The following is a 21,093-nucleotide window of genomic DNA, read 5'->3' as shown; positions in this document are numbered from 1 at the left end:
ATCGTCGCGATGCCACTTTCCACTCCTCCTAAAGTCAGCTCATCGAAACATTTTCGACATGACCGCGGGGTTCGCCAATCTAGGTTTCGGCAATAAAGGTGTCAAGACCTTGTCGATCAGGAAACCACTGGATTTCCTGGAGCCCACGTGTAAGGTAACTTCGCGCCTGCCTTCACCAGGTCCGCGGCACGGTGGAAGGTTCGCGCGGAGGTCGCCCATCGGTGTCGAAACATTTCGAAAACTTACGGCAGGACAGCACCTCTTTAAGGAGCGCAGTAGATGACGGCTCTTGATCGGACCCCGACGGCGGAGCGGGCAGTCCGCCCGTGGCAGGACCCGGCGCTCGCCGTGGCCGACCGAGTCGAAGCCCTCCTTGCGGAGATGACCCTGGAGGAGAAGGTCGGCCAGCTCGGCAGCCGGTGGCTCGGCAACGACATGAGCCACGACGCGTCCGAGCCGGAGCCCGGCGCCGAGCCGCTGAACGTGGCGCCGATGCAGGACGTGTTCGCCGCCTCGGGGACCGTGCCGCTGGAGGAGGCCGTCCGCCACGGGCTCGGGCACCTGACCCGCGTGCACGGCAGCGCCCCCGTCACCCCGGCCGAGGGCGCGGCCGAGGTGGTCCGCCAGCAGCGCGCCGTCGTCGCGGCGTCCAGGCTCGGCATCCCCGCGATCGTGCACGAGGAGTGCCTGACCGGCTTCACCGCCTACGGCGCCACCGTCTACCCGGCGGCCATCGCCTGGGCCGCCACGTTCGACCCGGGGCTGGTCGAGCGGATGGCCGCCGCGATCGGCCGCGACATGCGGGCCGTGGGCGTCCACCAGGGGCTGTCTCCCGTGCTGGACGTGGTGCGCGACTACCGGTGGGGGCGGGTCGAGGAGACCATGGGCGAGGACCCGTACGTCGTCGCCACGCTCGGCGCCGCCTACGTGCGCGGCCTGGAGAGCGCCGGGGTCATCGCCACGCTCAAGCACTTCGCCGGCTACTCCGCCTCGCGCGCCGCGCGCAACCACGGCCCCGTGCCGATGGGCAGGCGCGAGCTGATGGACATGATCCTGCCGCCGTTCGAGACCGCCATCGCGCTGGGCGGGGCCCGCTCGGTGATGAACTCCTACGCCGACGTGGACGGCGTCCCGGCGGGGGCCGACCCGTGGCTGCTGACCGAGGTGCTGCGCGAGGAGTGGGGGTTCACCGGGACCGTCGTCTCCGACTACTGGGCCGTCCCGTTCCTGGCCACCATGCACCTGATCGCCGCCGGCGCGGAGGAGGCCGGCGTGCTGGCGCTCGGCGCCGGCATCGACGTCGAGCTGCCCGACACGCTCGGGTTCGGGCAGCAGCTGGCCGAGCGGGTGCGGCGCGGCGAGCTTCCCGAGTCCCTGGTGGACCGGGCGGCACGCCGCCTGCTCACCCAGAAGGCGCAGCTCGGGCTGCTCGACCCCGGCTGGACGCCGGAGGGTTCGGTCGCCGGAGCCGGGACCGTGGACCTCGACTCGCCCGCCAACCGGGCCCTGGCCAGGGAGCTGGCCGAGCGGTCGATCATCCTGCTGGACGCCGGGAGCGTGCTGCCCCTGCTCGGCGAGGACGCCGGTGCCGCTGCGGACGCCGGTGCGGGAGGAGTCGCTGGCGCTGGCGCTGGCGCGGAGACGGATACGAGCGCGAGCGCGCGCGCCGGAGCGAGTGCGAGCGCGGGTGGGGAGCGCACGCCGCCGCGCCGCGTGGCCGTGGTCGGGCCCGCCGCGCACGACGCGCGCACGTTCATGGGCTGTTACGCCTTCCCCAACCACGTGCTGCCCCGCCACCCCGGCCTCGGCCTCGGCATCGAGGCGCCCAGCGTGCTCGACGCGCTCACCGCCGAGCTGCCCGGAGCGGAGATCAGCTACGCCAAGGGCTGCGAGGTCCGGGGCGAGGACCGCTCGGGCTTCGCCGGCGCGGTGGCCGCCGCCCGCGACGCGGACGTGTGCGTGGCCGTGGTGGGCGACCTGGCGGGCCTGTTCGGCCAGGGCACGTCGGGGGAGGGCTGCGACGCCGACGACCTGCGGCTGCCCGGCGTGCAGGCCGACCTGCTCGCCGAGCTGGCCGCCACCGGCACGCCGCTGGTCGTGGTCGTCGTCTCGGGCCGCCCGTACGCGCTCGGCGAGGTGCACGCCCACGCCGCCGCGCTGGTCCAGGCGTTCATGCCGGGCGAGGAGGGCGGCGCCGCCATCGCCGGTGTGCTGTCCGGCCGCATCCAGCCCGTGGGCCGGCTGCCCGTGCAGATCCCGCGCGGCCCCGGCGGCCAGCCCGGCACCTACCTGCAACCCCCGCTGGGCACCGACAGCCACGGCATCAGCAACCTCGACCCGACGCCGCTGTTCCCCTTCGGGTACGGCGCCTCCTACACCACCTTCGACGTCACGGACCTGCGCCTGAGCCACGAGGAGGTGCCCACGGACGGCGAGTTCACGGCGACGGTCACCGTCCGCAACACCGGCGGCCGGGCCGGGGAGGAGGTCGTCCAGCTCTACCTGCACGACGTCCTCGCCCAGGTCACCAGGCCCGTGCGGCAGCTCACCGGGTATGCGAGGGTGCGGCTGGAGCCGGGCGAGAGCGCCGAGGTGCGCTTCCACGTGCACGCCGACCGCACCGCCTTCACCGGCCGCGACCTGCGCCGCGTCGTCGAGCCCGGTGACGTCGAGGTGCTGGCCGGCACGTCCGCGGCGGACCTGCCGTGCCGCGGCGTCGTACGATTGACCGGCCCGTCCAGGCACGTCGGCCACGACCGGCGGCTCGTCACCCCTGCCGAGGTGCGGGGGCGAGGGGGTGCGGATGCCATCCAGTCCTAGACGCGCCACGCTGGCCACGGTCGCGGCCTCGGCCGGGGTGTCGGTCGCGACCGTCTCGAAGGTGCTCAACGGCCGCAGCGACGTCTCGCCCGCCACCCGCTCGCTCGTGCAGTCGCTGCTGCAGCAGCACGACTACGTCGCGCCGGCCCCGCGCCGCGAGCCGCCCGGCCTGGCCACGGTCGAGCTGCAGTTCGACGCCGACCTGAACGCGTACTCCACCGAGATCATCCAGGGCGCGGTGGCCGCCGGCGCGGAGGCCGGGGTCGGGATCGTCGTCAGCATCAGGAGCGGGGCCGCCCGCACCACCGCCTGGGCCCGCGGGCTCGTCGCGGCCGGCCGGCGCGCGCTGATCGCCGTCACCGGGGAGCTCACCTCCGGGCAACCGGCGGCGCTGGCCAGGGCGCGGCTGCCGCTCGTCCTCATCGACCCGCTCAACCTGCCGCGCGCCCGGGTCACCAGCATCGGCTCCACCAACTTCGCCGGCGGCCTGGCCGCCACCCAGCACCTGCTCTCGCTCGGGCACCGGCGCATCGCCTACATCGGCGGGCCGGCCACCGCGGGCTGCAACCAGGCGCGGCTGCACGGTTACCGCGCGGCCATGGAGGCGGAGGGGGCGCCGGTGCTGCCCGGGTTCGTGCGCTCGGGGCACTTCCGCTACCACGACGGGATGACCGGCGGGGCGGCGGTGCTCGACCTGCCGCACGCCCCGACGGCCATCTTCGCCGGCTGCGACGAGGTGGCCGTGGGGATCATGGAGGCGGCCCGGGCGCGGGGGCTGCGCATTCCCGAGGACCTGAGCGTCGTGGGGTTCGACGACACGCAGATCGCCCAGCTCACCTCGCCGCCGCTGACGACCGTCCGGCAGCCGCTGCGGGAGATGGGCGGGGTCGCCCTGCGCACGGCGCTGCGGCTGGCGGCCGGGGAGAGGGTCGACTCCCACCACGTGGAGCTGGCCACGGAGCTGGTCGTCCGCGGCTCCACCGCCCCGGTCCCGCGCCGCGCCTGAGCCTGGCGGCCGGGCGTCACCGGGAGCGCGCGCCGCCACCAGGCGGGAAGACGCGGCGGCCGATCACGGTTGCAGCCTGTCGTGGAGCACAGCGAGGTCGTGGTCATCGGCGCTGGGCAGGCGGGGCTGTCGAGCGCGTACTTCCTGCGCCGGTACGGCATCGAGCCGGTCGTGCTGGACGCCGGCCGGGGCGCCGGAGGGGCCTGGCGGCACCGGTCGCCCACGCTGACGATGGCCAAGGTGCACGGCGTCTTCGACCTGCCGGGCGTGCCGCAGCAGGAGGGTGACGGGGACGGGGGGCGGCCCGCCGCCGAGGTGGTGCCCGCCTACTACGCCGCCTACGAGAGCACGACCGGCCTGCGCGTGGTGCGCCCCGTCCGGGTGACGGCCGTCCGGGAAGGGTCGCGGGGCCGCCTGGCGATCGAGACGGACGCGGGGGAGTGGGCGGCCGACGCCGTGGTCAACGCGACCGGCACCTGGACCCGGCCGTACTGGCCGTACTACCCCGGTGCCGCCCGCTTCGCGGGCCGGCAGCTGCACTACGCGGGATACCGGGGGCCGGCGGAGTTCGCCGGCTATCGCGTGGTCGTGGTGGGCGGCGGAGCATCGGCGATGCACGTGCTGTCCGAGCTGGCCGGGGTGGCCGCCGCCACGGCCTGGGTCACCCGCAGGCCACCCGTCTTCAGGGACGACGACTTCGGCCTGGAGGCGCGGCGTGAGGCCGTGGCCAGGGTGGAGTCCCGCGTGCGCGCGGGCCTGCCGCCGCAGAGCGTCGTCAGCGTGACCGGCCTCACCTACAGCGCGGTCGTCCGCGAGTCGATGGCCAAGGGCGTGCTGAACCGGCTGCCGATGTTCGACCGCATCGCGGAGGACGGCGTGTCGTGGGACGACGGCACGCACCTGCCCGCCGACACCATCGTCTGGGCGACCGGCTTCCGCGCGGCCCTCGACCACCTCGCCCCGCTGCGCCTGCGCGAGCCCGGGGGCGGCATCCGCGTGGACGGCACGCAGGTCGTCAAGGAGCCCCGCCTCCAGCTCGTCGGCTACGGCCCCACGGCCAGCACGATCGGCGCCAACCGGGCCGGACGCACGGCCGCCCGCAACGTGCGCGCCCTGCTGTCCGCCCGCCTCGCCGCCTGACCGGACCCGTGGTTCCTGGGAGGCGCAAACCTACTATCGGCGGTAGTGAAAATACCGATTGCGGTAGTGCGCCGGTTACTCCCGCGAAGGGCCTCGACACGGGCCGTGACGCCGGGGTAGCGTCCTGACATAAGGATCTTTATCGGCTCAGGAGGTCCCCCATGGAGGTTCCCGGTTACACGGAGATCCGGGAACTCGGCCACGGCGGGACCGGCCGGGTGATGCTCGCCGTGCGCGAATCCGACGGCATGGCCGTCGCGATCAAGCACTTATCCGACCCGTTACGCGAAGACGCCGCCTTCGTCGCCAGGTTCCGCTCCGAGGCCCTGGTCATCCGTGAGATCGACAGCCCGCACACCGCCCGCGTGCTGGACTACGTGGAGTCCGGCGACGACGCCGTCATCGTCATGGAGCTGGTGGAGGGCGTCACGCTGCGGCGGCTGCTGGAGCACGAGGGCGCGACCGGCGCGGAGGCCGCGCTCACCGTGCTGAAGGGGGCGCTGCTCGGCCTGGCCGAGGCGCACCGGCACGGCGTCGTGCACCGCGACTTCAAGCCCGAGAACGTCATGATCACCGAGGACGGCGACAGCAAGCTCGTCGACTTCGGCGTGGCCGCGCACGTCGGCGAGACCGCCGAGCTGTCGGGCACCCCCTCCTACATGGCGCCCGAGCAGTGGGACGACGCCCCCGCCGGGCCGCAGACCGACGTCTACGCCGCCGCCCTGGTCCTCTACGAGTGCCTGACCGGCCACCGCGCCTTCCACGCCGAGAACGTGGCCGCCCTGGCCTACCAGCACCAGCACGTGCCGCCCCCGATGGCCGACGTCGAGGAGCCGCTGCGCCCGCTGGTCGAGCACGGCCTGGCCAAGGACCCCGCGGACCGCCCCGAGTCGGCGGAGGCGTTCCTGGAGGAGCTGGAGGAGGCCGCGCGCGGCGCGTACGGGGAGGGCTGGGAGCTGCGCGGGCGGACCGCACTCGGCCTCCTGACCCTGCCGCTGGCCGCTTTGCTGCCCAGGCCGCAGGCGGCCGCCGACGGGAGCGGCGCCACGAGCATGTTCCACAACGCGCTCTCGCCCGTGGGCAAGCTGGCGGTGACCGGCGGGCTGGTCATGGCGACCGCGGCGGCGGTGGTGTCGGCGTTCGCGATCCTGGGCGGCGGGCCCGGGCCGGAGAGCGGCACGGCGCTGCCGCCCGCCGCCTCCGCCCCGCCGTCTGCCGGGCCGTCCACCCTGCCGTCCGAGCTGCCGTCCGGCCTGCCGTCCACCGAGGCCCCGGGCTCGCCGTCGCCGGAGGAGACCCCGGCGGAGCCGGTCCCCACGTCGGGCGGGCCGATCGTGGTGACGCCGCCCATCACGTACGGCGGGCTGCCGACCTCCGCGCCCACCGGCGGAGGACCGCCCCAGGGGACCGGGCAGCCCACCGGCGGGCCGGCCACCCGCGAGCCCACCCGGGGGCCCACGCGCGAGCCCACCCGCGAGCCGACCCGGGACCCGACGGGCCAGCCGACCAGGACCGGTGCGCCGGCGCCGAGCACCCGCCCGCCCGCCACCTCACCCCCGGACGACGACCCGCCCCGCAACCCTCCGGGCAACGGCGAGAACCCGCCCGCCACCACCCAGGCCCCCACGACCCGCGCCCCCGACCCGGAGCCCGCCCCCACCCGGCCGAAGGGACCGCTCGTCTCGCTCTCGATCAGCGTGTCGCTGGGCCTGCCGCTGCTCGGCGGCGACGGCGACGGGCTGGTGGACGCCGACGTCGGCCTGGGCGTCGGCTCCAGCCTGCTGGGCCTGATCGTGGTGCCGGGCTCGGTGCTGGTCGGCAGGCAGATCGTGGCCCGCAGAGTACGCAGAAGCCGTGAAGCGGAAATAGGAGAAGTTGCGCGCAGGGATGGGTGATCCTCTACTATCGTGCGTCGAATAGAGGGCGTTCCGTCGGCTTGATTAATTCATGACCGGAATCTGCCCTGCGGCTCGGGCTAAGGAGAAGCGTGGCGGTTGCGTCCTCCGCCGTCCGGTTGCACCCTGCCTGGGCCTCCGCCCTCGGGCTGCGCCGCGGCTGTGCCGTCGCGGCCGCCGTGATGCTGCTGCAGGCCGCCGCTCCGGCGCAGGCCGAGCCCAAGCCCACCGTCAAGCAGCTCAAGAAGGAGCTGGCGACGCTGCAGAAGGACTCGGACAAGCTCATCACCGAGTACTACAACAGCCGCATCGCCCACCAGAAGGCGGAGCGGGCCGAGAAGGCGGCCAAGGAGAAGCTGGCCGCCGCCCAGGAGGTCTACGACCGGCACTCCACCGAGCTGCGCGCCATGGCCGTCGCCCGCTACGTCGGCGGAGACCCCGGCCCGATGGCCCTGCTCGCCGGCGGCCAGGACCCCGCCACGCTGCTCAGCCGGATGGCGCTGACCCAGCATGTGATCGACGAGGAAGAGGCCATGCTCCGCGGCTACGCCGAGGTCAGGGACGCCCGCGCGCGGGCCGAGGAGGAGGCCGCCGACCGCGCCGAGGAGCTGGAGCGTACCGTCGGCGACCTGGAGGAGGGCAAGAAGAAGGCCGAGAAGCAGATCGAGAAGATCAAGGACAGGATCGACCAGCTCTACACGGCTCCCGGGATCCGGCGGCCCGACGGCACCTGGGTCCCGCAGCTGCCTCAGGGGCCCGACAACATCACGCCCCGGATGGCGCTGGTCAAGAAGCTCATCCAGGAGAGGTTCGAGGTGCCGTACGGGATCGGGTGCTACCGCGCGATCCAGGACGGCGGCGAGCACCCGCTCGGGCGGGCCTGCGACTTCATGCTGAGCCGGGGCGGCGCGTTCCCGTCGGTGGCCGAGCAGAAGCGCGGCGACGAGATCTCCGCCTGGGCGATCAAGAACGCCAAGCGGCTGGGGATCATGTACGTGATCTACCGGCAGCGCATCTGGCACGTCAGGACCGGCTCGTGGCGGACCATGTCCGACCGCGGCGGCGCGACGGCCAACCACTACGATCACCCGCACATCTCGGTCTACTAGCCACGCCCTGCCTGGCCTGCGGGTTTGCACCGCCTGATCGCGGGCACTCGCTGGGTGCGAGAAGGGGGGCCACTCGTGAGAACGGCTGTTGCCGGGGACGGACGCGACCGCGCCGGGGAGGCGGCGGCGGGCGGGAGCCCGCGATGAGGCTCCCGGCGGCGCGCGGGCCCATCACCGCGATGCTCTTCGCCCACCTGACCCGCCCACCGGAGCACCGGTCGTCCCCGCCGGACGCGAGCCTGCTTGACGCATCGCTGCTGGACCTGACGCGACAGGACCCCGTGCCGCCGGAGGTGACGCGGCCGGAGGTGACGCGGCCGGATGTGACGCGGCCGGATGTGACGCGCCTGGATGTCAGGTCGCCGGACGTGACGCGGCCGGACGTCAGGCCGCCGGACGCCTTGACCGCGGACGGCGCTGGGGCGGTCCTGGCCGACTCCGACTTCCAGCTCGCCTTGTTCGCCTGTTACGAGCTGCACTACCAGGGCTTCGACGACGTGGACGACCGCTGGGAGTGGGAGCCGGCGCTGCTGGCCGCGCGGGCGGTGCTGGAGCGGCGCTTCGAGGAGGCGCTCGCGCGGGTCGTGCCGCGCCCGGCTCTCGACGGGCCGCAGGGGGTGCGGCGGGCGCTCAACGAGCTGGTCGCCGCGGACGACGGCCCGTCGCTGTCCGGGTTCCTGGCACGCCGGGCCGACCGCCGCCAGTTCCGGGAGTTCGTCATCCACCGGTCGATCTACCACCTGAAGGAGGCCGACCCGCACACCTGGGCGATCCCCCGGCTGTCGGGCGGGCCGAAGGCCGCGCTGGTGGAGATCCAGGCCGACGAGTACGGCGGGGGACGCCGCGAGCGCATGCACTCCGAGCTGTTCCGCGCCACCATGCGCGGCCTCGGCCTGGACGACTCCTACGGGGCCTACCTGGACCGGGTGCCGGGCGTCACGCTCGCGATCTCCAACGTCATGTCCCTGTTCGGCCTGCACCGGCGGCTGCGCGGCGCCCTGGCCGGGCACCTGGCCGCGCTGGAGATGACCTCCTCCCTGCCGAACCGCCGTTACGGTGACGCGCTGCGCCGGCTCGGCGGCGACGCCGACGCCGTCCGCTTCTACGACGAGCACGTGCAGGCCGATGCCGTGCACGAGCAGATCGCGGCGCACGACCTGTGCGCCGGCTTCGCCACCGCCCACCCGTCCCTCGCGGGCGACGTCCTGTGGGGCGCCGCGTGCGCGCTGGAGCTGGAACGCCGGTGGGCGGGGCACGTGCTGGCCTGCTGGGAACGCGAAGCCACCTCGCTGGCCGAGCCACCTGACGGAAGGAACGGAAGGCACGCCGAGGCGCACCCCGCCCCGCCCGCGTCCGCGTCCGACCGGCCCGCAGCCGCCCGGAGCGGCTGGTAGCAGGAGGACGGCCGGGCTGGTGGGGAGACGGTCAGTCCGGTGGGACGCGGTAGACGGTGACGTGGGCCCGGCTGTCGTCCCCGAAGGGGGTCCTGTTCCAGTCGGACCACCGGTGCTCGCGCTCCATCCCCGCCAACCGCCCCATCAGGTCGAGCTCCGCGGGCCAGGCGTAGCGGTGGTTGGCGGGCAGCAGCCGCACCCCCTCGCCGGTCAGCCGTACCTTGGTGGTCGCCATGAGCTGTTCGGCGGGCGAGATCGTGGCCGCCTCCGCGACCACCACGTCCTGGCCGAGCGCCAGCAGCCGCAGGGAGGCGCCGCGGTGGAAGGCCGCCAGGTCGGGCACCCACGCCTCCACCACGAACCTCCCGCCCGGCCGCAGGTGCGCGGCCGCGTTGCGGAAGCAGGCGACCTGCGCGTCCTGCGAGGGCAGCGCGAAGATCGTGTTCGTGGTGAGCGCCACCAGGCTGAACAGCCCGCCGACCCTGGTGGTGGCGAAGTCGCCCACGGCCACCTGGAGGTGCTCGCCGCCGGGCTTGGCGCGCAGGACGGCCACCATGTCGGGGGAGCCGTCGATGCCGGCCACTCTGACCCCGCGCGCGGCCAGCGGCAGCGCCAGCCGCCCCGTGCCGATGCCGAACTCCAGCACGGGCCCGTCGCCTGCCAGCCGGTGGAGCTGCTCCACGGCAGCGTCGGTGGGCAGGTCCTCCACGGTCGCGTCGTAGATGTCGGAAATGCTCCGCCCGTAGGCCGACGGGTCGAACGCGGACGCCATCACCGCCCCCCTTCGCGGGAGCGGGACGGAACGGATGATCGGCGCACGGCGGCTCCTCGCGTTGGCGGCGGGGGCCACGGATTCTGGTACCCGGACGGCTCGCGAGCCAACCCCGCAGGTGAACGGGTGTTCCCGCGGGGAAGGGGAGGAGCATGTCGCATCGGGGAGATGACAGGGTGACGGTGACGCCGTGCGAGGACGGCCCGCTGCTGGTGCGGGGACCGTTCGAGCTGGTGACTCAGGACGGCGAGCCGATCCCCGCGGACCGGGCCACCGTCGCGCTGTGCCGCTGCGGGCTCTCGTCGGCCAAGCCCTTCTGCGACGGCTCGCACAAGGCGGCCGGGTTCCGCGCGGCCAGCGAGCCCGACCTGCGCAGCCACCGGACGGAGTGAGCCGCCCGCCGGAGCCTGCGCCCGGCGTACGGCACGCCGCCGCACAGCGCCGCCCCCAGGGCCAGCCAGCTGCAGGTGGCCCGCTCCAGCACCCAGACGGGCGCGAACAGCACGGCCGTGCGGGGGAAGACCCGCGCGCCGCCCGCCCTGCGCCGCCCGATCTCCGCCAGCGCCACGGCCACGCCCGTGCCGGCGGCCACCGGACCGTACCTGCGGCGTAGCACGCAGGCGGCCACCGCGGGCAGCACGGACAGGAACAGCGCCATGCGCGCGGGTTGCGCCAGGTCGTCGTAGGCCTGGCGGACGCGCTGGCTCCAGAAGCGCGCGGCGCCGGGCGGCAGGCGCGGCACGTAGAGGTCGAGGGGCCGCAGCTCCCTGCCGCCGTGCGCGCGGACGGTGCGGATGAGCTCCAGGTTCTCGAACAGCACGTCACCGTCGTAGCCGCCCATCCGGGCGAAGAACGAGCGGCGCACGCCCAGCGTGCCGGGATAGTCGGCGCCGAAGGCGCGGTTGAGCAGGGTCCTGGCGGTGTCCCAGCGGGCGTGCCACGGGGACCGGGTGAAGTGGTTCTGCGGGCGGACCAGGTCGGCGCCGGCGAGGAGGGCGTCCATCCTGGCCAGAGCGCGCTCGTCGTAGCGGACGTCGTCGTCGGCGATGACGACGTGCTCGGCCCTGGCCAGGCGCATGCCGGTGATCACCCCGTTGACCTTGCCGTTGGCGAAGCGGAGGTCGCCGGCCGGCCGGACGTGCGCCGCCAGCCCGCGCCAGGCGGCGGCGTGCCGTTCGAACAGCTCCTGGGGCGAGCCGTCCACGACGATGACCCGCACGTGACGGCGGACCGCGCGCAGGTAGGCGGTCAGCTCCTCGATGCCGGAGTCGTCCTCCCAGCGCAGGGGCAGCACGTAGTCCATCGGCCGGCCTCCGTTCTCGATTCCGTGATCGGTAACAGAGAACTACCTGATGACTGCGGAGAGTAATCATGATGGCGGTGCTGGAACATCGTCGAAGCCCTGGCGGGCGGCGTGCTGGGGGCGGGCCGGCCGTTCACGGGCTCGGCGGCTCCACCGGCCGGCGGGCCGTCAGTCCTTGGCGAGGGCGGCCAGCAGGCGGTCCTCGGTGACCTCGGGGCCGGTGAGCTGCTCGGTGATGGCGCCGTCCCTGAGCACGACCACGCTGTCGCAGTTCTCGACCAGCTCGGCCACGTCCGACGAGATCAGCAGGATGGCCAGGCCGTCCACGGCCAGCTCGTCGAGCAACGCCTGCATCTCCAGCTTGGTCGCCACGTCCACGCCCCTGGTGGGCTCGTCCAGCAGCAGCACCTTCGGGTGCATGGCCAGCCACCTGGCCAGCAGCACCTTCTGCTGGTTGCCGCCCGACAGCTCGCCGGCCGGCTGGCGGGGCGAGACCGCCTTGATGCCCAGGCGCCGCATGAACGTCGCCACGATGCTGTCCACCTGCGTGTCCGACACGATCCCCGCCCGCGACAGGCGGGGCAGCGCGGCCAGGGCGATGTTGTCGCGCACCGACAGGGTCGGCACGATGCCCTCGGTCTTCCTGTTCTCCGGCACCAGGCCGATCCCGGCGCGCACGGCGCTCCTGATCGACCACTTGCGCGCCTGCGTCCCGGCCACCGTGACCTGGCCGGCGTCCACCGGCAGCGCGCCCGCGATGGCGCGCGCGGTCTCGCTGCGCCCGGCGCCGAGCAGGCCGCCCAGGCCGACGACCTCGCCGGCCCGCATCTCCAGCGACACCCCGTCCAGCACGTGGTGGCGGGTCAGGCCCTTGGCCTCCAGGACCGGCGCGTCGGCGGGCACGTCCGGCTCGCCCGCCTGCGGCGCGGCCTCCACCGGGTGGAAGGGGCGGCCGAGCATGAGCGAGACCAGCCGCAGCCGGTCGAGCCCGGCCAGCGGGCCCGTGTGCACGACGCGGCCCTCGCGCAGCACCGTGACGCGGTCGCAGATCCCGTACAGCTCCTCCATGCGGTGCGTGACGTAGATGACCGAGCGGCCCTGCTCGCGCAGCCGGGCGACGGCGGCGAACAGGGTCCGCAGCTCGGCGTGGTCCAGCGCCGTGGTGGGCTCGTCCATGATGACCAGGCGGGCGTCGGCGGAGGCGGCCCGCGCCAGCGCCACGATCTGGCAGGCGCCCTCGCCCAGCGACCCGAGCGGGCGGCGCACGTCCACCTCCAGCCCGTACGCGGCCAGCACCTCCTCGGCGCGGGCGTGCACGGCCGCCGCGTCGATCAGCCCGAGCCGGCCCCGCGGCTCCCTGCCGAGCAGCAGGTTGCGGGCCACGCTCATGGTCGGCACGAGGTTCGTCTCCTGGTGGATGGTGGCGATCCCGGCCCGCCTGGCGTCGGCGGGCCCGGCGAACCTGACCGGCTCGCCGAGCAGGCGCAGCTCGCCCGCGTCGGGCTGGTGCACGCCCGACAGCACCTTCACGAGGGTGGACTTGCCCGCGCCGTTGCCCCCGACCAGGGCGTGCACCTCGCCGGTGCGCACGGACATGGTGACGTGGTCGAGGGCGGTGACACCCTGGAACGCCTTGAGAACGCCAGCGACCTGCAGCACGGTTGCCTCCGCCTCGATCGTGGTCGAGGAAGGAAACATTTTCGTAACGGGGTTGTCACATTCGATCAGAACTGGGCGACGTGGAGCCGGACCCCCCGCGCGCTCAGTTCGTCGAGCACGTCGCGCGGCGCGGAGTCGTCGGTGACCAGGTGGTCGATGCGGTCGGGCGGCACGGTCTGCACCATCGTGTCGACGCCGACCTTGGTGTGGTCGGCCAGCACGACGACCTCCTCGGCCGCCGCCGCCAGCGCCCGGTCGACGCCCGCCACCTGCATGTTCGGCGTGGACAGGCCGCGCTCGGCGGTCAGGCCGTTGCCCGAGATGAAGGCCCGGCGCACGCGCAGCCCGGCCAGTGACTGCTCGGCCGCGCTGCCCACCAGGGCCAGGATCGGGCCGCGCAGCGAGCCGCCGGTCAGCATCACCTCGATGCGCGGCGAGCCGGCCAGCACCTGCGCGACCAGCAGCGAGTTGGTGACCACCGCCAGCTCGGAGTGCCTGGTCAGGCGGCGGGCGAACTCCTGGGTGGTGGTGCCGGGGCCGATCACGATCGCGTCGCCGTCCTCGACGAGCGCGCCGGCCAGGTCGGCGATGGCGGCCTTCTCGGCCGCCTCCAGCGAGACCTTGTGCGCGTAGCCGGCCTCGCGGGACAGCTCGCCGGGCAGGGTGGCGCCGCCGTGGTGGCGGTTGAGCAGGCCTTCCGACTCCAGCGCCCGCAGGTCGCGGCGGACGGTGACCTCGGAGGAGTGCACCGCCTGGGCCAGCTCGCGCAGCGACACGGCGCCGTTGGCACGCACCAGCTCGAGGATGCGCTGCCGGCGCTCGGCGGCGAACACGGGCCTGCGTCCGTCACTGTGCGTGTCGCTCACGACCCGATCATAGTCGATCGGGCAACCGGCGGGGTTCACGTGTGATCGATCGAGAACGAAGCCGATCGACGCCGGCCCGGCCACGGCCCATCCGGTCGGTCTCTGGACATGATGCGCTCGGCAAATTACGGTCAAGACCGTTATCTCCCTCTTGGAGGTCTACATGCGCGTCATCGCCGCGATACTCCTCGTCGCCTTATGTCTCACCGCACCGGCCCAGGCCGAATCCGCGGCGGTCCCGCCCACGGGCTGTGGCTTCGGCAATCTCGGCACGCTCCCGCTGAAGGGCATCACCACGGCGGGCACCGCACTGGACGCCGATCACCCGCAGGGCCCGCGGATCTACTCCGTCACCTCAGCCGCCTCCCGCGAGGCGCTGCTCGGGATCAGGGACGCCCGGGACGGCCGCCTGATCGGCGAGCGGCCGCTGCCGCTCGCGCTGGGCTCCTGGGCCGTCACCGTCGCCCCGGACCACTCGGTGTACGTGGGCAGCTACAACGGCACCGCCGGCGCGATGGGCCGCCTGTTCCGCTACGACCCGTTCACCGACCAGGTGAGCGAGCTGGGCATCGCCATCCCCGGCGAGTCCTTCGTCTGGACGGTGGCCACGTCGCCCGATGGCTCGGCCGTGTACGGAGGCACCTCGCCCACGGGCAAGCTCTTCCGCTACGACACCGCCACCGGGACGTACGCCGACCTGGGCACCCCGGTGCCGGGCGACCAGCTCGTCAGGGACCTGGCCGTGGGCGGGGACGGCACCGTGTACGCCGGCGTCGGCGCCCGCAGCATGAAGGTCGCCGTGCTCGCCCCCGGCGGCGGCACGGTGCGGCAGGTGATCGACCCGCCCATCGAGGGCACCGGCTACGCCTACGACGTGCACGTCTCCGGCCGCTACCTCCTGGTCCGCTACGCCACCTCCACGGGCACCAACCCCATGGGCGTGTACGACCTGCGCGCACGCAGGTGGAAGGACGTCGTGCCCGACGTGGACAACCTCACCGTGGGCGGCGGCCGGCACGGCCACGACCTCTACCTGTTCCAGGACGACGAGCTCGTCAGGTACGACCTGCGCTCCGGAAAGATCACCCGGCTGGGCTTCACCGGCTACGGCAAGGGAGCCGCCCGCCCGCTCGGCTGGCTCGGGCCCGTGCTCGTCGGCACCAGCTCCACCGGCCACATCTGGCACTTCGACCGCAGGACCGGGCAGGGCCGGCTGATCGAGAGCACGCTGACCCCCCTGCACGTCACCATCCGTTCCATGGGCGCGGGCCCCGACGGCCGCCTGTACGCGGGCGGCTTCTTCACCGGCGGCCTGGCCGCCTACGACCCGGCCACCGGCGAGGCGGAGTTCTGGCCGGAGGTCGGCCAGAGCGAGGGCATGGTCACCCACAAGGGCAGGCTCTACCTCGGCGTCTACCCCGGGGCCCGCATCTACGAGTGGACCGGCTCCGCGCCCGAGCTCCTGCTCGACCTCGGCGCCCAGGAGCAGGACCGCCCGTTCGCGATGATCTCCGCGGGCGACTGGCTGGCGTTCGGCACCGTGCCCAGGGCCGGCACCCACGGCGGCGCGCTCGGGCTGCTCGACCCCGCCACCGGGCGCAGCGTGATCAAGCGGGACATCGTGCCCGGCCACAGCGTCATCGGGCTGGCCTACCGCGACGGGATCGTCTACGGGGCCACCTCGGCCTTCGGCGGCACCAGCACGCCGGCGGGCGAGGCCGCGGCGTTCGCGTACGACATCGCCACGGACTCGGTGCTGTGGCGGACCACCCCCGTCGCCGGCGACCTGGCGCTCGGTTCGATCACCTTCGACGGTGCCGGGCGGCTGTGGGGGCTGAGCCCGGACACGCTGTTCGAGCTGGACCCGGCCACCGGGCGGACCGTCAGGTCCGTCCGGCACGAGTCCTATCCCTGGGCCGGCGCCACCCAGGTCTGGCTGGACACGCACCTCGTCTTCCACCAGGGCTCCCTGTGGGGCAAGGTGCAGGGCAAGGCGTACCGGATCGATCCGGCGACGATGGCGTTCGCGCGGATCGTCCGCCCGGTCTCGACGATGGCGCTCGGCCCCGACGGGCACCTCTACCTGTCGCGCTACGAGAACTTCTCCACCTACCGGATCTGCGGGTGACCGGGGCGCCCCCTCCTCCAGCGAGGGTAGGGGGCGCTGCCGTCCGCGGGGCTAGCGGGTCAGGCGGAACAGCCGGGGCCCCTCAGCGAAGTAGACGTCACCGGACCCGTGCACCGCGAGGTGCTGCACGGGCCCTTGCCGCAGCACGGTGTGCCGCCCGGTCCGCGGGTCGAGGGAGAAGAGGTCCTGGCCGGCGTGCGCGCCGTACAGCTTGCGGTCGCGCTCGTTGTAGGCGAGCTGCCCGCCGGCGCTCTTGCTGCCCGACAGCGTGACGCGCTCGACGACCTCGCGGGCGGCCGTGCTCACCGCGAAGACCTCGCCGCCGGCGATCCCCCACAGCCGCCCCCGGCCGTCGAACGCCAGCGCCGGGACGGCGGGCTTGCCCGGAGCGGGGACGATCTCCCACAGCAGCCGGTCCTCCTTCACCGACCACGCGAACAGCTTCGCCTCCGGCTGCGTCGGTGGCGTGGCCGACTGGCCGCTGTAGATGGACGTGCCGCCGTACAGCACGCCGTCGCGGTAGGCGAGGGAGACGATGCTCTGGTCCTGGACGACGTTGCGCTCCGCGTGCTTGAGCGTTCCCGTACGCGGGTCCCAGACGGCCAGGACGCCGCCGAGATGGCCGAGGTCAGGCATGGTGCCCGCGGCCAGGTAGCGGCCCGCCGAGACCAGCGCCCGCGGCCTGATCTGCTTGTCGGCGGCGAGGTCGAACAGCCGGGCCGGGTTGGGCGCCTGGCCCGGCTCGGGGCTGGGCGAGTACTCGGTGCTGTTCCACGGCAGCGCGGGGTCGTAGGCGTAGACCCTGGCATCCGGGTAGGCGCCGACGTAGAGCCTGCCGTCGTGGGCGACCATGTCCTCGCTCTGGGAGAAGGTGTGGAACTCCTCCCGCTGCCCCGTCCGCGGGTCCAGGGCGGCGAAGCCGCCGTTGAGGAAGCCGCCGGCGTACATGCGGCCGTCGGGGCCCTGCGCGAGCGCCGTCACGTCGATGGGCTCGCCCCTGACCGCCGTCTGCACGAACGACTTCGCGCCGGTCTGCGGGTTGTAGCGGAACATCAGGCCGCGCCAGAGCAGGCCGACGACGCTCCTGCCCGGGTAGTCGGGCAGGCCCAGCTCGGCCCAGCCGATGCCGCGCGTGTTGGCCACCCGGCCCGTGAACGGCATGCCGGTGCCCGTGACGGCCCCGGTCCGGGGGTCGTAGCGGACCAGCTCGCCGCTCCTGACCAGGTAGACGGCGCCGTCGGCGTCCGGGGGCGAGACGTCCAGGCCGTGGACGGACTCCAGCGCGCCGGTCCACCGGCCGGCGGCGATGTCCCAGACGCGCAGCGGGCCGGGGCTCGCGCCGCCGTAGCGGACGTAGAGGTAGCCGCCCGCGGCGTTCACGTCGTAGGCCCACTTGTCGGCAGGGTCCAGGCCCTCGGGTACGGGGAGCTGCCTGGTCGCGCCGGTGGCCGCGTCGATCTCGAAGACGGCGGCGGGGGCCTCGGTGCCGGCGTAGATCTTGCCGCCGGCGTAGGAGACGCTGCGGACGTAGGAGTGGGCGGGCGAGAGCCTGCCGTAGTCGCGCACGCCTGTCGCGGGATCGTAGGAGAACAGCCGGCCGCCAGGTGACGTGCCGCCGTACACCGTGGCGCCCTCGCCCGCGGCCACGGACCAGACGAAGGTCTCCGAGGCCACGGGCTTGCCGAGGTCCTGGACGCCGCCCTGATCGGTCCAGCGGTAGAGGCGGCCGCCGGGGGTGGTGTCGCCGTACGTGCCGACGTAGACGCTGCCGTCCGGAGCGGCGTCCACGGCCCAGGAGCCGCCGGCGCCCGGCAGGTCGTACCTGGCGACCTCGGCTCCGGTCACGGGATCGAGGGCGTTGAGGTGGGCGGGGGCGCCCGAGGACGCGCCCCACAGCACCGTCCGACCGCCGGGTCCGGGGGCCACCACGCCGCCGACCAGCAGGACGTCCTGCAGCGGGACGCCGAGATCCGCCACGCGCGGTGCTCCCGCGACCGCCGGGGTGGCGCCGCCGAGCACGGCGAGGGCGGCGGCCATGCCGCACGCCGCTAAGCGTTCGATTAGGGTCATGACCGAAACCTAAGGAAGCGCGAGCGGTCCTGGCAATAGACGATTACGGCAATGGAACTAATGCCGTAATGACGATTCATGGCAGGTTCGTGCCCGCAGTGGAACGCGCACATCATGGCGGCGCCTCGCGTGAGCCCGGCCGGTTCAGCTCTGACCGAATAAGAACGAATCTGATCGGGAATCTTGACCATCTCGGGCCGTCGGTGCTTACTTTGGAGCCTGTCAGGGTCAAAAGCTGTCCGAACCTGATCGGCTGCGTTGCGAAAGGACCCCCCGTGCGTAAGCGCCTCGCGTTGCTGCTGGCCGTACTGATGTCCGTGTTATGGCAGATGCCGGCACCCGCCTCGGCGGCCCTTCCCGAGCGGAACGGGCTGCGCGGCGACTACTACCTCGCCTCGGCGGCGGGCACGTTCGACTTCGCCGAGCTCAAGGCGAGCATCATCGATCCCAACCTGGAACTGGCCGACCTGAACCCCACGTTCAAGTTGCTGACCGGCAGGGAGGACGACGTCACCGTCCGGTGGACGGGACAGATCACCCCCAAGTACTCCGAGACCTACACCTTCTCGATGATCGGCGACAACGGCTTCCGCCTGTGGGTCAACGGGCAGCCGATCATCGACCACTGGGTGGACGACTGGGACAAGGAGCAGGCCGGCACCCCGATCGCCCTTGAGGCGAACAAGAAGTACGACATCAAGGTCGAGTACTTCGAGCACTTCGGCGGAGCCCACCTGCGCCTGCGCTGGCAGAGCCCCAGCCAGCCGAAGGCCGTCGTGCCCATGGACGCGCTCACGGTGCCGGCCGACTTCCAGCCCGACGGGCCGTACGACGCCAGGCTGAACGCCGCCGGCGACGTCGCCACGCTGACCTTCGCCAAGCCGCTCGCCGCGCTGCCCGCGAACGCGGCGCAGAAGCTGGCCGTCACGGTCGGCGCCGCCGCCTGGCCCGTCACCTCGGCGACGCTGAAGAGCCCCGAGACCGTGGAGCTCAAGCTGGGCGCCCAGGTCCCGTCCAAGGCCGGCAGCACCGTGCGCACCTCCTACGACGGCAGCGGCGGCATCGCCCACGCCGACGGCACCCCGCTGGCCGCCTACCCGTTCGCGCACGTGGTCAACGCCTCCACCTACGTCCTCAGGACCAAGTGGGCCGACCAGGTGGACAAGGACAACCCGCTGCCCGAGTACCCCAGGCCGCAGCTCGCCCGCGAGCGCTGGCGCAGCCTCAACGGCATCTGGCAGTTCGCGCCGGCCAAGGAGGGCGAGGCCGCGCCCATCGGCAAGGACCTGGCCGAGAAGATCGTCGTGCCGTACCCGGTGGAGTCGCAGCTTTCCGGCATCGGCCGGCACGAGGAGCGCATGTGGTACCGCAGGACGTTCGAGGTGCCGCGCGGCTGGCGCGGCGAGCGGCTGATGCTGCACCTCGACGCCGTGGACTGGGACGCCACGATCTACGTCAACGGCAGGCGGGTCGCCACCCACAAGGGCGGCTACGACCGGATCAGCGTGGACGTCACCGGCGCGCTCAAGGGCTCCGGCGAGCAGGAACTGGTAGTCGGCGTCACCGACCCGACCGACAACGGCGCCCAAGCCATCGGCAAGCAGCGCCTCAACCCGGGCGGCATCTGGTACACCTCCGTGTCCGGCATCTGGCAGACCGTCTGGATCGAGCCGGTCGCCAAGGACCACATCGAGCGCGTGGACACCGAGCCCGACCTGCGCGGCCAGGCCCTGTACGTGACCGTCCACGGCGCGCCCGGCACCGCCACCGTGATCGCCAGGGACGGCCACAAGGTCGTCGGCACCGTCCGCGGCGCGACCGGCAAGGAGCTGCGCCTGCCCGTGCCGAACCCCAAGCTCTGGTCGCCCGATGACCCCCACCTGTACGACCTGGAGGTCAGGCTCAACAACGACAAGGTGGAGTCGTACTTCGGGATGCGCTCCATCTCCGTCGCCGGCTGGCGCATGATGCTCAACGGGCAGCCGGTCTTCCAGATCGGCCCGCTCGACCAGGGCTTCTGGCCCGACGGCATCTACACCCCGCCCACCGACGAGGCGCTGCGCTACGACCTGGAGCAGACCAAGGCCCTCGGCTTCAACGCGGTGCGCAAGCACGTCAAGGTCGAGTCCGACCGCTGGTACCACCACGCCGACAAGCTCGGCCTGCTGGTCTGGCAGGACATGCCGTCGGCCTTCCGCACCACCGACAGGCCGCAGTTCGAGGCCGAGCTGAAGGAGCTGGTCGACCAGCACCGCAGCAGCCCGTCGATCATCATGTGGGTGCCCTTCAACGAGGGCTGGGGCCAGTACGACCAGGCGCGCGTCGCCAACCTGGTCAAGAGCTGGGACCCCTCGCGCCTGGTCAACAACATGAGCGGGATCAACTGCTGCGGCGCCGTGGACGGCGGCAACGGTGACGTCAAGGACTTCCACATCTACCCGGGCCCCGGCAACCCCGGCAAGCCGTCCGGCAGCAGGGCGAACGTGATCGGCGAGTACGGCGGCCTGGCCCTGCCCGTCGTCGGCCACACCTGGTCCGGCGGCGGCTGGGGCTACGCGGTCGAGCCCGACCCGGAGGCCCTCACCACCCGCTACGTGAGCATGGCCGGGGAACTGGCGAAGCTGCACGCCTGCGAGCAGCTCAGCGCCGCCATCTACACCCAGACCACCGACGTCGAGACCGAGATCAACGGCCTCATGACGTACGACCGGGCGATCACCAAGCCGGACGTCAAGCGCGTCCACGACGCCCACAAGGCGCTGACGGGCGCGATCAACCCCACCTGCAGCTGATCCACCGCCGCGGGCGGGGGCGCGGGGCCCCCGCGCCGGCCCCCGAAGGGAATGAACCCCCGACTACCCCCCCCACCCCACCCCCGCCCCCACCCACCCCACCCCCACAAAACAACAACCCAACCGCCCCCGCGCCGCG

General features: G+C 73.3%; 13 protein-coding genes and 1 pseudogene. 9 read left to right on the top strand and 5 right to left on the bottom strand.

The window, feature by feature from the left end:
* Nucleotides 1-279 precede the first annotated feature (279 nt).
* The 6 genes from AB0I79_RS35365 (at nucleotide 280) to AB0I79_RS35340 (ending at nucleotide 9,364) form a co-directional block, all read left to right on the top strand.
* A complete protein-coding gene (locus AB0I79_RS35365) occupies nucleotides 280-2,820 on the top strand; it encodes a glycoside hydrolase family 3 N-terminal domain-containing protein (RefSeq protein ID WP_357882737.1) in 2,541 nt (846 codons plus the stop codon).
* Complete coding sequence (locus tag AB0I79_RS35360) at nucleotides 2,804-3,826, top strand: substrate-binding domain-containing protein (RefSeq protein ID WP_357882734.1); 1,023 nt, start codon at nucleotides 2,804-2,806, stop codon at nucleotides 3,824-3,826. The genes AB0I79_RS35365 and AB0I79_RS35360 overlap by 17 nt, the downstream gene beginning before the upstream one ends.
* Nucleotides 3,827-3,907: 81 nt before the next feature.
* Nucleotides 3,908-4,966: an FAD-dependent oxidoreductase gene (locus AB0I79_RS35355; protein WP_357882731.1), complete on the top strand. Its 1,059-nt coding sequence runs from the start codon at nucleotides 3,908-3,910 to the stop codon at nucleotides 4,964-4,966.
* A 161-nt stretch (nucleotides 4,967-5,127) separates the two neighbouring features.
* Nucleotides 5,128-6,861, top strand: coding sequence for a protein kinase (locus AB0I79_RS35350; RefSeq protein WP_357882728.1), 1,734 nt, complete (start codon nucleotides 5,128-5,130; stop codon nucleotides 6,859-6,861).
* Nucleotides 6,862-6,953: 92 nt separating this feature from the next.
* Complete coding sequence (locus tag AB0I79_RS35345) at nucleotides 6,954-7,970, top strand: hypothetical protein (RefSeq protein WP_357882725.1); 1,017 nt, start codon at nucleotides 6,954-6,956, stop codon at nucleotides 7,968-7,970.
* A gap of 143 nt (nucleotides 7,971-8,113) precedes the next feature.
* Nucleotides 8,114-9,364, top strand: coding sequence for an iron-containing redox enzyme family protein (locus AB0I79_RS35340; RefSeq protein ID WP_357882722.1), 1,251 nt, complete (start codon nucleotides 8,114-8,116; stop codon nucleotides 9,362-9,364).
* Nucleotides 9,365-9,395: 31 nt separating this feature from the next.
* Here AB0I79_RS35340 and AB0I79_RS35335 read toward each other — a convergent pair whose 3' ends face one another.
* Nucleotides 9,396-10,136, bottom strand: a complete 741-nt coding sequence (locus AB0I79_RS35335) for a class I SAM-dependent methyltransferase (RefSeq protein ID WP_357882719.1) — start codon at nucleotides 10,134-10,136, stop codon at nucleotides 9,396-9,398.
* 152 nt (nucleotides 10,137-10,288) lie between these two features.
* Between AB0I79_RS35335 and AB0I79_RS35330 the strand changes: the two are divergent.
* A pseudogene (locus AB0I79_RS35330) lies at nucleotides 10,289-10,411 on the top strand (hypothetical protein); the annotation flags it as partial.
* On the opposite strand, the gene AB0I79_RS35325 reads toward AB0I79_RS35330, so the two are convergent.
* From AB0I79_RS35325 to AB0I79_RS35315, 3 genes are all read right to left on the bottom strand, one after another.
* A complete protein-coding gene (locus AB0I79_RS35325) occupies nucleotides 10,375-11,439 on the bottom strand; it encodes a glycosyltransferase (RefSeq protein WP_357882716.1) in 1,065 nt (354 codons plus the stop codon). The pseudogene AB0I79_RS35330 and the gene AB0I79_RS35325 sit on opposite strands and share 37 nt — an antisense overlap.
* A 168-nt stretch (nucleotides 11,440-11,607) precedes the next feature.
* The gene (locus AB0I79_RS35320; RefSeq protein ID WP_357882714.1) at nucleotides 11,608-13,098 is read right to left on the bottom strand and encodes a sugar ABC transporter ATP-binding protein; all 1,491 of its coding nucleotides are present in this window, start codon (nucleotides 13,096-13,098) and stop codon (nucleotides 11,608-11,610) included.
* Between the two features lie 65 nt (nucleotides 13,099-13,163).
* The gene (locus AB0I79_RS35315; RefSeq protein WP_357882711.1) at nucleotides 13,164-13,964 is read right to left on the bottom strand and encodes a DeoR/GlpR family DNA-binding transcription regulator; all 801 of its coding nucleotides are present in this window, start codon (nucleotides 13,962-13,964) and stop codon (nucleotides 13,164-13,166) included.
* A gap of 163 nt (nucleotides 13,965-14,127) precedes the next feature.
* On the opposite strand from AB0I79_RS35315, the gene AB0I79_RS35310 reads away from it, so the two are divergent.
* Nucleotides 14,128-16,092 carry a hypothetical protein gene (locus AB0I79_RS35310; RefSeq protein ID WP_357882708.1) on the top strand — a complete coding sequence of 655 codons (1,965 nt, stop codon included), beginning with the start codon at nucleotides 14,128-14,130 and terminating at the stop codon, nucleotides 16,090-16,092.
* 51 nt (nucleotides 16,093-16,143) lie between these two features.
* Here the strand turns inward: AB0I79_RS35310 and AB0I79_RS35305 are convergent, their stop codons facing one another.
* Nucleotides 16,144-18,162: a hypothetical protein gene (locus AB0I79_RS35305; RefSeq protein ID WP_357882705.1), complete on the bottom strand. Its 2,019-nt coding sequence runs from the start codon at nucleotides 18,160-18,162 to the stop codon at nucleotides 16,144-16,146.
* A gap of 275 nt (nucleotides 18,163-18,437) precedes the next feature.
* Between AB0I79_RS35305 and AB0I79_RS35300 the strand changes: the two genes are divergently transcribed.
* Complete coding sequence (locus AB0I79_RS35300) at nucleotides 18,438-20,954, top strand: PA14 domain-containing protein (protein ID WP_357882702.1); 2,517 nt, start codon at nucleotides 18,438-18,440, stop codon at nucleotides 20,952-20,954.
* The last annotated feature ends 139 nt before the right edge of the window (nucleotides 20,955-21,093 follow it).

The sequence above is a fragment of the Nonomuraea sp. NPDC050202 genome, from assembly GCF_040656115.1.
Classification (GTDB): Bacteria; Actinomycetota; Actinomycetes; order Streptosporangiales; family Streptosporangiaceae; genus Nonomuraea.
The sequence above is the reverse complement of the archived record's forward strand: the minus strand, read 5'-3'. Positions and strand labels throughout refer to the sequence as shown.

Bases quoted from the DNA above. Each gene is read 5' to 3' on its own strand.
- AB0I79_RS35335 (WP_357882719.1), bottom strand. From the start codon at position 10,136: ATGGCGTCCGCGTTCGACCCGTCGGCCTACGGGCGGAGCATTTCCGAC.
- AB0I79_RS35365 (WP_357882737.1), top strand. From the start codon at position 280: ATGACGGCTCTTGATCGGACCCCGACGGCGGAGCGGGCAGTCCGCCCG.
- AB0I79_RS35340 (WP_357882722.1), top strand. From the start codon at position 8,114: ATGAGGCTCCCGGCGGCGCGCGGGCCCATCACCGCGATGCTCTTCGCC.
- AB0I79_RS35350 (WP_357882728.1), top strand. From the start codon at position 5,128: ATGGAGGTTCCCGGTTACACGGAGATCCGGGAACTCGGCCACGGCGGG.
- AB0I79_RS35310 (WP_357882708.1), top strand. From the start codon at position 14,128: ATGCGCGTCATCGCCGCGATACTCCTCGTCGCCTTATGTCTCACCGCA.
- AB0I79_RS35360 (WP_357882734.1), top strand. From the start codon at position 2,804: ATGCCATCCAGTCCTAGACGCGCCACGCTGGCCACGGTCGCGGCCTCG.
- AB0I79_RS35325 (WP_357882716.1), bottom strand. From the start codon at position 11,439: ATGGACTACGTGCTGCCCCTGCGCTGGGAGGACGACTCCGGCATCGAG.
- AB0I79_RS35305 (WP_357882705.1), bottom strand. From the start codon at position 18,162: ATGACCCTAATCGAACGCTTAGCGGCGTGCGGCATGGCCGCCGCCCTC.